General features: G+C 63.7%; 7 protein-coding genes. 6 read left to right on the top strand and 1 reads right to left on the bottom strand.

Features of this window, described 5'->3' with window-relative positions:
* Positions 1 to 151 precede the first annotated feature (151 nt).
* From CXY83_RS05265 to leuA, 4 genes are all read left to right on the top strand, one after another.
* Entirely contained in the window at positions 152 to 1,372 is a 1,221-nt protein-coding gene (locus CXY83_RS05265) for a calcium:proton antiporter (RefSeq protein ID WP_104196337.1), read from the top strand.
* A 378-nt stretch (positions 1,373 to 1,750) separates the two neighbouring features.
* On the top strand, positions 1,751 to 3,103 hold the full coding sequence (locus CXY83_RS05260) for an esterase family protein (protein ID WP_104196336.1): 1,353 nt from the start codon (positions 1,751 to 1,753) through the stop codon (positions 3,101 to 3,103).
* Positions 3,104 to 3,117: 14 nt separating this feature from the next.
* A complete protein-coding gene (locus CXY83_RS05255; RefSeq protein WP_104196427.1) occupies positions 3,118 to 5,649 on the top strand; it encodes a DUF2156 domain-containing protein in 2,532 nt (843 codons plus the stop codon).
* Between the two features lie 173 nt (positions 5,650 to 5,822).
* Positions 5,823 to 7,589, top strand: coding sequence for a 2-isopropylmalate synthase (gene leuA / locus CXY83_RS05250; RefSeq protein WP_104196335.1), 1,767 nt, complete (start codon positions 5,823 to 5,825; stop codon positions 7,587 to 7,589).
* A gap of 100 nt (positions 7,590 to 7,689) precedes the next feature.
* On the opposite strand, the gene CXY83_RS05245 is transcribed toward leuA, so the two are convergent.
* Positions 7,690 to 8,367, bottom strand: a complete 678-nt coding sequence (locus tag CXY83_RS05245) for a hypothetical protein (RefSeq protein ID WP_199184896.1) — start codon at positions 8,365 to 8,367, stop codon at positions 7,690 to 7,692.
* A gap of 519 nt (positions 8,368 to 8,886) precedes the next feature.
* Here CXY83_RS05245 and CXY83_RS05240 point away from each other — a divergent pair.
* Together CXY83_RS05240 and CXY83_RS05235 are read left to right on the top strand one after the other, a co-directional pair.
* Entirely contained in the window at positions 8,887 to 9,864 is a 978-nt protein-coding gene (locus CXY83_RS05240) for a beta-1,6-N-acetylglucosaminyltransferase (protein WP_104196334.1), read from the top strand.
* Positions 9,861 to 12,806 (top strand): oligosaccharide flippase family protein, encoded by a 2,946-nt coding sequence (locus tag CXY83_RS05235; protein ID WP_104196333.1) that lies wholly within the window; start codon positions 9,861 to 9,863, stop codon positions 12,804 to 12,806. Before CXY83_RS05240 ends, CXY83_RS05235 begins: the two co-directional genes overlap by 4 nt.

Here is a 12,806-nt window from a genome sequence, read left to right as displayed (position 1 = left end):
GCTTCGGGAGCACATCTGAACCCGGTGATCTCCGGTGAAAACCACGCTTCTGGTATCGTCTCTTGGGTGAATGCACGCTGTGTTCATGCGTCACGGGACGACCTCGGATGCCGCGGTTTGTAGGGGGACGGCCTCCGATTAAGGCAGGCTCATGCCCATCAAGCGCCATGCGCATTCTCACACCCCGACCGAGGTCCGCTCGAACGATGGATGGCGGGTGTTGCTGAGCCGATCAACGACGATGACCCTCGCGATCGCATGGCTGGTCTCGATCGGCGTGCTGACAGTCGGCCATGATCTTGTCGCCCACCCGCCGAGTGTGGCAGTCGCGTTGGGCGTGTTCCTGATCATCCTCGCGGCGATCATGGTCGCCGCGTTCGGAGTCGTCCACCAGGCTGAGGCGCTGGCCCGCAAGCTGGGAGAACCATTCGGTACGTTGGTTCTGACCTTGACCGTCGTCATCATTGAAGTCGTCCTCATTTCCTCGGTCATGCTTGGGCCGTCGGGATCGTCGACGATCGCACGCGACTCGGTGTTCGCCGTCATGATGATCATCATCAACGGAGTGATGGGTCTGTCCCTGCTCCTCGGCGGCATGAAGCACGGCCCGCAGCGCTACAACATGGAAGGCGCGTCGGTCTACGTTGCGATGATCGCCGTGTTGTCGCTGTGCACGCTCGTGCTGCCAAACTTTACGGTGTCAACGTCCAATGGGAGTCTGGTGCCCGCGCAGGCCATCGCCGTCTCGGTGCTGGCGGCGGCACTCTACGGGTTCTTCATCTACTTGCAGACGGGGAAGAGTCGGGCGTTGTTCACGCAGCCCAGCCACGCCCAGGCGATCTTTGGAAGCGTCACTACCGCCGATATTCCAAAACCCCGCCCCGACTCTCGTTTGGCCGCTGTCGTCGGCGTGGGCAGGGGCGAGCTGGTTCGGCGGGTCCTCCTGCTGGTCGGTACCGTCCTGCCGATCGTGCTGCTCTCCCACGACCTGGGGATCCTGGTCGAGGCCGGTATCGCGGCCACGGGCGCTCCAGTCGCGTTGGGCGGGGTGATCATCGCGATCATCGTCTTCACGCCAGAGGCGATGACGGCAGTTCGGGCGGCGCTGGCTGACGAGGGCCAACGTACCCTCAACCTCGGACTCGGGGCGTTCGTGTCCACGGTCGGGCTCACCATCCCGACCGTACTGATCATCGGCTTAGCGACAGGCCAAGAAGTCATTCTTGGAGAATCGAGCGCAAACATGGTGCTCATCGCAGTGACACTGGCAGCAAGCATCATCACCTATTTCTCGCCGCGTACCACTGCCCTCCACGGCGCTGTCCACCTGGTGTTGTTCGGCATGTTCGCCGTACTGCTCTTTGCCCCATGACTCTCTTTGCCCCATAACTCCGCGATCTCAGTCGAGCGAAATTCCCGACACCATCGGGATGGAAGCCGGGCGACACGATGATCACGCCCGGCATCTGTGCTCCCAGTTGTGCAGGCACCTCACGCAGGTCAGCCTGCACATACGGCACTCCGAGCACCGTGAGCAGGTCGAATCGTTCGTCGGGCCCGGTTGACGCCAGCATGAGCACGTCCGCGCCGAGTTCAGCGAGGGTGTCAGCGGCGGCGAAACCCGGCATCCGGTCAACCCCTGTGCGTGGGATGTCACTCGGCTATGACTTGGCCGGGTGCCGGCTGGTAACTCAACGATGCCCGCCCACGAAACGTGCGGGTGGTGTCAAAGTGCTTCCGGAGGCTCTCAATGAACTCGTTGTTTTCGGCTTTCAGCCCGCTTGATATCAGTCTTATCGAAGCGCCCGTACTTGGAACGCTCTACGCAGTCACCGGACTCACGCTGCTGCTCGTGCTGCTCGGACCCACCGGCGTGCGTCGCGCCGTGATCACCGTCATTGGCGCCGTCGTCGGTGCGTTCGGTGGTTGGGCCCTAGCTTGGTTTATCACCGATGTCTGGGACCCGTGGGGTGTCTCGTTCTCGACCGGAACCGGTCTGTGGACCGCTGCCCTGGGGGCGAGTCTTGCCGTGGTCGTGCTAAATCTCAGCGGCCAGGTGCGGTGGCGCCGCGGCGTCGCCGTTGGCGCGATCGGACTCTGTCTGCTCAGCGCCGCGGTGGGAATCAACGCAGATGTCGGTGAATTTCCCACTCTGCGTGTCGCCCTCGGGCTCGCAAGCTACCCGCCCCTTGACCCGGCCCTCGCAACCGCGCAGGCCCGCGCTGCCCAGACTCCAGCCGTGCATCCCGACCCAGCGAATGTGGCCAACAACACGGCATCCAACGAGTCCGGAGTCGTCGGCACGGTCACCATTCCGCCTACCAGCTCGGGTTTCGTCTCCCGCGACGCGCTGGTCTACCTGCCGCCGGCGGCGCGTCGCGCGAACCCGCCGGCCCTGCCGGTGGTCGAGATGCTCTCCGGGCAGCCGGGCAGCCCGAGCGACGTGTTCACGTCCGGCCGGCTGGCGGGCATTCTCGACACGTACGCGCGGGCGCATTTTGGTCTCGCCCCCATCGTTGTCGTTCCCGATCAACTCGGCGCGCCGGGCCGCAATCCGATGTGTGTCGACTCAGCGCTTGGCAGTTCGGCCAGCTATCTCACCGTCGACGTTCCGGTTTGGATCAGGTCGCACCTGCACGTCACGGCCCAACCCTCCGGGTGGACCATCGCCGGTTTCTCTCAGGGCGGCACGTGCTCCATTCAACTCGGCGCTGCGCACCCGGAGCTATACAGTACGATCTTGGACATCGCGGGAGAGCTCGTTCCCAAAAATGGAAGCGAGGCGCATACCGTGCAATCGGGTTTTGATGGCAGCGCTTCCCTCTACGCCGCGGCTGCGCCCTCCGCTATTCTCGCCGCCCAGCAACCCTACGCCGAGCTCGGTGCCATCTTTGTGGTCGGCGACGACGATATACGCTTTCTGCCGGGGGTGCACGCGGTAGCGGATGCCGCCCAGCGCGCCGGCGTCGTTACCCACCTGTTCGAGTCACCCGGTACGGCCCACGATTGGCGAACGGTTGACTATGCCTGGACCACGGCCCTGCCGATCATCGCCGCACGTACCGCATTGCTCGCGCCGACCGTGATTGCGACGACGAGGTGACCACCAACGACATCATGAGCGACGCAACCGCCCTCGACCCGCCCGGGCGCGAACCCGCGAGGGGCTCCGCCCTGCGATCGCTTTACCGATGGTCCAGCCAGCGACCCTTCGCTGTCTCCTATGCCGTCGCACTGCTCGCGGTGGGCCTCGCAACGGGAGTAGTCGCCGGACCGGCGCGCGGTATCCGTCTGCTGTTCGGCACCGGCTACGAGTCGGTCATTGAACGCGGGCATTGGTGGTCTCCGCTCACCTCGGTGTTCTTTGTCGACAATGGCGGCGAACTGTTGTTGGCGCTGGCCGGCGCAGTGGTTCTGCTGGGTTTCGCCGAACGGCTGATGGGAACCCGCCGCACCGTCATCGCCTTTCTGGTGACGTCGATTCTCGGTGCCGCAATCGGCCTCGGCGCCCAGTACCTCGGTGTCGCCGGGGGCGAAATGTGGTCGCGCGGCGTGGTCGAGTTGTGGGCCATCGACCCCTTCACTCCCATGTTTGGCAGCGCCATGGCAGCCAGCTACTTCGTCGGCCCGCTCTGGCGGCGCCGCATCCGCGTGCTCGGGCTGTCGACGGTGCTCGTGCTCGTGCTCTATTCCGGCCAGCCCTCTGACCTCTACCGCCTGCTGGCCGCGGTTGTTGGGCTTGGTGTGGGGTGGCTCTGGCGCCCGTCACTCCGGGTGGCGTCGTGGCGGCGCAGTTCCGACCACGAAACCCGCACTCTGCTGGCCGCCATCGTCGGTATGGTTGCCGTCGGTCCGGTCGTCACCATCTTTTCCGGCGCCCGTTTTGGGCTGCTCGCACCGCTTGGGCTGCTGCTCACCCAGGACGTACCGAGTGCTGGGGAGGTCATCGACCGCTGCCGGCTGGGCGATATTACCCGGCAGTGTGTGCAGGAACTCAGCCTCGAACGTATCGGCGGGGCCGGCCCTGTGCTGGTCAGCCTGCTGCCGCTGCTCACCCTCGTGGTGGCAGCTTTCGGGCTGGCTCGCGGACGGCGATTCGCCGCGTGGCTGGCTATCACGATCAACGTTGGATTGGCGATACTCGCCGCCTGGTACTACGGGCTGCTGCCGATCTCCGGGCAGGCCTACGTATGGCAGTGGCAATCCGGCCGGTACTTCGAAGTCACGCTCATCCTCGCCGTGTCGGTGCTCGTGCCGCTCGCCGTGGCCGTTGTTATCCTCGGCAATCTGCGCCACTTTCCGGTGGCCTCTCGCACGGGCATGCGTCGCCGATTTCTGCTCGTCACGGCTGGAAGTCTCGCCGCACTCGCCGCGTTCTATCTCGGGATCGGATGGCTGCTCCGCGATCACTTTCGGCCCGCGGTAACTCTGCTCGACCTGCTCGCGGACGTGCCTGAGCGGTTCATTCCGGTCGGTTTCCTGCGCCTGGAGCGAGTGTCTTTTCTTCCGACCGACCCTCTCTCCACCGCCTTGTATGACGGTGTCGGCGCTGCATTCTGGATCGTCGTCTTCGTGGGGGCGATCGTCTGCCTGCGGAGCGCCTCCGTCGGCCAGACCGCCGATGCACCAAGTCGACTGCGCTCGCTCCTCTCTGAGCATGGCGGCGGATCGCTCGGCTGTATGACCACCTGGGCCGGCAATTCGCTGTGGTTCACCTCGAGCGGACGTACGGCCATCGCCTACCGGGTGGTCAACGGCATCGCCATCACGACCTCCGAGCCGGTCGGACCACGCTCCGAGGCCGTTGCCGCCGTCGCTTTCTTCGCCCGCATGTGTGACGACAACGGCTGGGTTCCGGTTTTCTACAGCGTGCACGAGAACTGGCAGGATGTTTTCGTCTTGATGGGTTGGCCGAGCGTGCAGGTGGGGGAGGAGACGTTGTTGCGGCCGAACAGGTGGAGCACGACGGGAAAGAAATGGCAGGACATCCGCTCGTCGATCAATCGCGCCGACCGCGCCGGGATACGAGCTGAGTGGACCAGCTACCGGTCGCTCTCGTTCGCGGCAGCTGCCCAAATCGCCGAAATCTCTGAGCAATGGGTTCAAGAGAAGGAACTCCCCGAACTCGGGTTCACCCTCGGTGGCCTTGACGAATTGCGGGACCCGGTGGTGCGCCTCATGATCGCCGTCGACGCTGAAGACCGCGTGCACGCCGTGACGAGTTGGCTGCCGACCTGCCGGGACGGTGAAATCGTGGGCTGGACCCTCGACTTCATGCGGCGCCGTCCCGACAGTATCAACGGCGTCATGGAATTTCTGATCGCCCAAACGGCTGAGCGCATGCGGGAACGCCCGGAGATTGAGTTTCTCAGCCTGTCGGTCGCGCCGCTCGCTCCCTCATCCGGCCCTCGGCAGGGCGGTATTGCCACTGGTCTGCTCGAGTACCTTGGTCGCACGCTCGAGCCGGTATACGGATTTCGATCATTACTGGCCTTCAAAAGCAAGTTCCAGCCCGAGTATGCGCCGGTCTTCATGGCGTTCCCCGACTCGGTCGCGCTGCCGGAGATTGGGCTCGCCCTCGCCAAAGCCTATCTGCCCAGTCTGTCGATGCGAGAAGTGGTCACTCTGGTGCGCGGACTCGGCCAATAGCATCCGCTTGCCGGGGCCTTCGTCCACGTGGTCGCAACCGTGCCAAACGGTGCTAGCCTGAAATTGTGTTGAACGGTACGCTCCTCCTTAGCTGCCGCGACGAGTCCTAATCTAAAGGCCTCCCTCGTCGCGGCGTTTGTCGTTGGCTGTACGACACCACGAGGAACAGGATCATGAAGAACAATCAGACCGCATCCACCCTGCCGATCCACCGCTACCGCCCGTACCACGAGCAGTTCGCCATTGAATTGACCGACCGTACCTGGCCGAGCAAGCACATCACGAGTGCCCCGCGCTGGTGCGCGGTCGACCTGCGGGACGGCAATCAATCACTCATCGATCCGATGAGCCCCGAGCGCAAGCGCATCATGTTCGACCTGCTCGTGCGCATGGGCTACAAGGAGATCGAAGTCGGTTTTCCGTCGGCGAGCCAGACCGACTTCGACTTCGTACGCAGCCTCATCGACGAGAACGCCATTCCCGACGACGTCACGATTCAGGTGCTCACCCAGGCGCGAGAGCACTTGATCAAGCGCACGTATGAGTCCATCACGGGCGCCAAGCAAGCCATCGTGCACTTTTACAATTCCACAAGCATCCTGCAGCGCGAGGTTGTTTTTCGCGAAGACAAGCAGGGCATCATCGACCTGGCCCTGTTCGGGGCGCGTCTGTGCAAGCAGATGGAAGCGACCATTCCCGGCACGACCATCTACTACGAGTACTCCCCGGAAAGCTTCACCGGCACCGAGCTTGACTTTGCCGTGGACATCACCAATCAGGTCGTCGAGATCCTCGCGCCCACCCCGGAACGCAAAGTCATCGTCAACCTGCCGGCCACCGTCGAGATGGCCACCCCGAACGTGTACGCCGACTCCATTGAGTGGATGAGCCGTCACCTGACCCAGCGCGAGAACATCCTCATCTCGCTTCACCCGCACAATGACCGCGGTACCGCCATCGCCGCCGCCGAACTCGGCTACCTGGCCGGCGCCGACCGCATCGAAGGCTGCTTGTTCGGTAACGGAGAGCGAACCGGAAACGTCGACCTCGTCGCCCTTGGCGTCAATCTGTTCACCCAGGGCATCGACCCGCAGATCGACTTCAGCAACATCGACGAGATCAAGCGCACCGCGGAGTACTGCAACCAGCTGCCGGTTCCGGAGCGCAACCCCTGGGCTGGCGATCTGGTCTTCACCGCCTTCAGTGGATCGCACCAGGACGCCATCAAAAAAGGCTTTGAAGCCATGGACGCCGACGCGGCCAAACAGGGCTGCACCGTCAACGACCTGGTCTGGGCCGTTCCCTACCTGCCGATCGACCCGAAGGACCTCGGCCGTAGCTACGAAGCAGTGATCCGGGTCAACTCGCAGTCCGGCAAGGGCGGCGTCGCTTATCTGCTCAAGACCGACCACGCCCTCGACCTGCCCCGCAAATTGCAGATCGAGTTCTCTGGCGTCGTGCAGGCCAAAACCGACGCCGAGGGCGGCGAGGTGACGAGCGAGCAGATCTGGGACATCTTCAACGACGAGTACCTGCCGGCCACGATCAAGAACCCTGAAGCCAAGTGGGGCCGGTTCGAACTGCACTCCACCCGCACGTCGAGCGACCTGTCGGGCACGGTCGACCTGGCGGTCGAACTGCGCGACGGTGACACCGTGGCGCCAGCCACCGGTTCCGGCAACGGCCCGATCAACGCGTTTCTTGGGGTGATGGCCGAGCGTGGTGTCGCCATCACACTGTACGACTACGTGGAGCACGCCCTCTCAGCCGGCGGCGACGCGCAAGCGGCCGCCTACGTCGAGCTCGACGTGAACGGCAAGCGCTACTGGGGCGTCGGCATCGACGCGGACATCTCTACCGCGTCGCTCAAGTCGGTCGTGTCCGCCGTCAACCGCGGCATCCGTGCTGAGGTCGATGACCTGGAACTGGCCGCAGTCTGACGCCGTAGCATCCGTTTTTTCGCACACACGAAAGCCCAGTCCCGCTAGTACGGGGCTGGGCTTTCGTTGCACCATCCGGGTGCGGTCGGTGGGCCGGTGATCAAGCCAGCGCGGGCAGATGCACCGTTCGGTCCGCGCGCTTTGTTCCCAACAGCACGGTGCAATCGTTGATCGCGTGTTCGAGCAGGGTATACAACCGCGCGTCCGGGTCGCCGATGCAGGCCTCTCCGATGCCCTGCACGGCAACGCGAATGATCGTGTCGGCGGTACGCGCCGTGAATTTGGTGCGCGTCCACGAATGCACACTACCGATGAAGCCGCGCGCCCAGTGCTCGGCATCGGTCGCTTCATCGAGGGCGGCCCGAATAAGGGGGCGCATCTGCTCGGCCAGCGCCGGATCAAGAACGGATGCGGTGCGCTCGCAGGTGAGCACACCCACCGCGAGCGCGCGCTGGCGTTCCAGGCTGGCCACTGGAAGCGCTTCGCAGCCAGCCCGCAGCGCGATCACGACTTCAACCCGCTTGTCGGAACCGGTCAGGCCGATAACCGACGGAATCAGCAGTGCCAGCCGCGACCTGGCGTCGTCTGAACTGCAGTCGTTGACCATGCGCGCCAGCGAGGCGAGCTCCGGATGGGTACATGCTGGGTGGTCGCTCCAGGACTCGCCAGCGAGGTAGGAGGCGAATTCCATGAAGCACGCTCCGCTTTTGGGAGTGCGATGTTTGCCACGTGAAAGCACGGGCATAATGTCGGGCAGGCTGCCCTGGACTGGTTTCATGAAAACCTCCATACCACGGGGACTATGTGCCCTCAAGTCTCCCCCCGTCCGGTCTGAAACACCAGACCCGAACCGACTCCGCTAGTAAATTATGAGCATTTATTATGTCATGCCTGCCCACTCCCCGGATGGGGGCTGCCGGTTCGGTCGCTGACGCGTCAAGATCGTGCGTAAACCCACCTTGACCCTCGTGCGGCGCTCACCCGAAACGTTGCATTCTTTGCCCCAGGACCCGAAGACCTGACAGGATTCCATGCTCCGCGCCACCCCCCAGTCGTCTGGCCAGCGCATGATGACGACCGCTGTTTTTGTGCGGGCCGTCGATAGGGGCGGTCCCGGGCGCACCCGTGAGAATCGGCTTGGCCGAGATCGAAGCGTGGACACCCGGATAGGGCGCCTGCGTCGCAAACCGAGTCCGCTGCATCGATAGCCGCCCAGCAGGCCCCCACGTACCGAACCGTCAGCGTTGCCGGTAACGCAGTACAGCCCCGTGATACCCGCACACCCCGACAGGATCCCATGCACCGCGTTCCCCCCGTTTCAGCTGACATTCCAGCACTCGTCACCCCAAGCTCGGTGTCAGGCGATCTTCCGGAGGCTTCAGCGTTGCTCGCCTGTGTGATCCTGGCGCACACCGATCCCGTGCACGTGCGGCGGCTGATCGACGCGCTTGATCCGTTTCCTGTTTTTCTGCACTGCGATTCTCGGGCGAACCCACGCGTCTTTGCTGCCATGACTACTGACCTTCCCAAGCGCTGCACGGTACTACCGCGAATGAAGACGGGCTGGGCGCGGTGGGAAAATGTTGCCGCCGAGCTCGCGGGGTTCCGCGCGGCATTGGAATCAACATTCGCGACGCACGTCGCTTTGCTCACCGGAGCCGACTATCCGTTGGCCTCGGTCGAGGAGTTCACTGACACGCTTACTGCCTGTGCCGGTCAATCGATCACCTATATCAACCCGCTGCCTTACGACGGTTGGGGAGCCAGTGGGGGGCTTGATCGGTTGAAATTCCGCCACTGGGCCGTGCGAAAGCACATGATCCGAATCCCAATTCCCCGCCGGCTTCCGCCCGACGTCGTCTTGTCCGGAGGTTCGCAACTCAAGATTTTGTCTCGTGCCCACGCGCAGACCGTGGTCGACATCGCGGATCGTCGACCCGACCTGGTTCGATTCTGGCGCCGCAGCTGGGTGGCCGACGAGACCTTCATACCCTCGCTGCTCGGCACGGCTCAGTATTTTCCGAACTGGTCCGACGAACATATTCGTGCCACGCCCTGGTGGATCGGGTGGGATGGGACTCGCCGCAAGAGCCCACCGTGGCTCGGCACCGAACAGACCGATGCCGTGCTGTCCCGTCGGAACTTCGACCAACAAGAGCTCCCGAGCTTATTTGCGCGAAAATTTACGACTGGTCTGAGTGATCAAATCCTGGATGCAATAGATGCCAGCCGGTCATTCTCGGCCCCGGCCGCAGTGGCGAGCGGGGCGTCGTGACCACGATTGATCCCGGTGCGGCGGGCAGGGCTGTGCCGGTGGCACCTCACGCTGAGCCAGAACCGGCTGCTTCCTCGCACCTCTTCGGCCGGGGCCTGCTGTACGTCGTGGTGTGGTCTCTGCAGCTCGTTGCCGGCACGATCGTGTCGCCCATTCTGGCCCACGTGATGGGACCGGCTGAATTCGGCGCCCTCGCTTCCGCGATCGCACTCCACCAGGTGTTGAGCGTTCTGGCGCTCATCGGGCTCGACCAGGCACTCGTGTTGCAGCGTGCCGAAGACGGCCGGGCCGACCGAGCACGTGGCATCATGGCGTTGGGTATCGTGATTGCGCTCGTCGTGGCAGCGATCGCAGGAAGTACGGCACCACTGTGGCGGGACGCCCTCGGCTTTGGTGATTATCCCGCGCTGGTCTTCGCCGTGATCCTGTGGACTTTCCCTGCGGCGACGGTGCAAATCGTTCTCGCGCTTCTGATCGCGGAAGACCGTCTGGGCCCGTTCGCAATTGTCAGTGTGCTGGCGGCCGTTGGCGGGTTGGTGGTTGGCGTTGTCCTGCTCCTGACCGTGCGCAATGACGCGGCTACGTACGCGATCGGCGGCGTCGTGAGCCAGACCCTGGCGATGATTATCGGGCTCATCGTGGCTAGACCGGCGCTACGGGGATTGCTGGACTGGCCGGTGGCCTGGCGTGCGATCAAGCTCGGTGTTCCGCTCGCGCTCGGCGGCTTGGCAATTTTTGTGCTCAACGCGGGCGATCGAATTGTAATTCAGCGTATTCTCGGGCCGGAGGAAGTCGGGCGGTACCAAATCGCGTACGTGGTGGGTTCGGTCGTTATTCTCCTGCTCACCTTTACCAGTTCGGCCTGGACGCCGCGTTTCGCGGCCCTGCGCGATGAAAGCCAGCGCTGGCTCCTCGCGGTTCAGTCCCGTAATGAGCTCTATCGGCTGCTCATGCCAATGGTTGCAGGTGTGACCCTGGCAGCGCCGGCCTTGCTGCGAATTGTGGCTCCTTCCAGTTTTCGTCCGGAACCCCTCACCCTCATTGTCTTCGTGGTTTCGATTTCCGCGTTCCCCGTTGCGGCGAGTGGCGCAACCGGACGACTCCTCATCACACTGCGGCGGGGAAAGACGATTGGCCTCATCGCCATCGTCGCGGCGGCCGCAAACATCGGCCTCAATATTGTCCTGGTGCCGTTTTACGGCATTTTGGGGTCTGCCCTGGCTACCCTTCTCGCGTTCGCTATGCTCGCCGCTCTCCAGCGGTTAGCTCTGCCAGATCGCCCGGCCTTTGCCCGTCCGCCCACTCGGCTGATCTGTGCGGTGGCTGCCACTGTTCTTATCGCAGGCGGGTCAGTTCTGCTTCCGCAAACCTCTGGCTGGAACGCGGGCCGGTTCGTCATCGCCGTGCTGTGCCTGCCCTGGTTCCTCGGAGCATTGCGACGGGTACGGGCCGTCCCCTCCGAACGAGCTGCCATTGTCTCGCCACGTCTCTCTGTCCGCGCCGACTTTTCCAATCCTGAGGAGCCACTCTTGCCCCACACAGTGCAATTCGCCCCAAACCCAGCCCTGCCAGCGGATCTTGTGGACTTGCCCCCCCATGCTCCCGGACCGTGCCGGATCATCGCGGTAGACGTGGACCAGCCATTCCCCGAGCTGGACGTGGAAAGCCGGTACGAGCGTGCGCTCGTCGTTTGTTGGCGCGCAGGCCACCCCGTTGGGACGGCTTACGTTGAGCTTGGCGGCACGAGTGCACCCGTGCTTGACCAGATGCAGCACCTGATCCAAAAGACCCAACCGGTCGGTTCCCGGAGTTCGCGACCGATCGCCGATACGGAACTTCCGAGTATTACTGTCGTGGTGACGACAACCGTGCGTCGTGTGCCAGAGCTGCGACTGCTCCTGGATTCGTTCAAGCGTGTCGACTACCCGTCGGTGGAATTTATTGTCGTTGACAACCGTCCAGTGATCGGCGAAGGTGACCCGCTTCCTGAACTGGTCAGGGGCCGCACTAACCTACGAGTGATTCGCGAAACCCGCCCTGGCGTTTCCGCCGGCCGCAATGCGGGAATGGCGGCCGCTACCGGCGACATCGTCGCCTATGCCGACGACGATGTGCGTGTGGATTCCCAGTGGTTGCGCGCCTTGGGTCGCCGTTTTGTACTCCAGCCGGACGTTGACGCGGTGACAGGGTTGATCCTGCCAGCCGAGCTGGAAACGCCCGCGCAGATTTGGTTCGAGCGCTATTATGGCGGATTCAGCGGGGAACGAACTTTTACTGCCCTCACCCTTGCAGCCGAACCCGGGCCGGTGCGAGCCTTGCGCGGATCACGCGTCACTGTGCGCACCATGGATGGCGCGCTGGAGCGCCGCGTTTCGCTCTACGGGGTCGGAGCCTTCGGGGCCGGAGCGAACATGGCGTTTCGTCGCCGGGTGTTGGAACGGTTGGGGGGCTTTGACACCGCGCTGGGCACTGGCACTCCGGCACGCGGAGGAGAAGACCTGGCGACACTGATCGATGTGCTCTGGTCCGGAGGAAAACTGGCCTATGAACCAGCAGCTGTGGTTCACCACAGGCATCGGCGGGATTATCCGGGACTCGTCAGCCAGTTCCGGGGGAGCGGTGTCGGCTTTACAGCCATGTTGGTGTCGTTGATTCAGCATGATCGTCGTCACCTGCTCTCGATAGCCTGGCAACTCCCACAGGCTGCGGCGCGCATTCTCCAGCAGGGATCGACTCGTATACGCGGCGGTCGGGTCGCCCGCTCAAGATCGCGCGGGCCTGCCCGCGTCGAAGTGGGCACTGGCGGGTATCCGAGATCGCTCGTCCTCACCGAACTAGGCAATTACTGGCGCGGTCCAGCTGCCTACCGGCGCAGCCAACGAGCAGATCACGCGTGGTCGAAAACATCTGCTGGGGCCATCCCTGTCGAGAGCCGGGTGTGA

The sequence above is a fragment of the Cryobacterium sp. M15 genome (assembly GCF_002929675.1).
Classification (GTDB): Bacteria; Actinomycetota; Actinomycetes; order Actinomycetales; family Microbacteriaceae; genus Cryobacterium; species Cryobacterium lyxosi.
Note: the sequence above shows the minus strand (reverse complement) of the source record. Positions and strands in the feature narration are given on the sequence as shown.

Coding starts and splice junctions, on each gene's coding strand:
- CXY83_RS05265 (WP_104196337.1), top strand. CDS start 152: ATGCCCATCAAGCGCCATGCGCATTCTCACACCCCGACCGAGGTCCGC.
- CXY83_RS05260 (WP_104196336.1), top strand. CDS start 1,751: ATGAACTCGTTGTTTTCGGCTTTCAGCCCGCTTGATATCAGTCTTATC.
- CXY83_RS05255 (WP_104196427.1), top strand. CDS start 3,118: ATGAGCGACGCAACCGCCCTCGACCCGCCCGGGCGCGAACCCGCGAGG.
- leuA (WP_104196335.1), top strand. CDS start 5,823: ATGAAGAACAATCAGACCGCATCCACCCTGCCGATCCACCGCTACCGC.
- CXY83_RS05245 (WP_199184896.1), bottom strand. CDS start 8,367: ATGAAACCAGTCCAGGGCAGCCTGCCCGACATTATGCCCGTGCTTTCA.
- CXY83_RS05240 (WP_104196334.1), top strand. CDS start 8,887: ATGCACCGCGTTCCCCCCGTTTCAGCTGACATTCCAGCACTCGTCACC.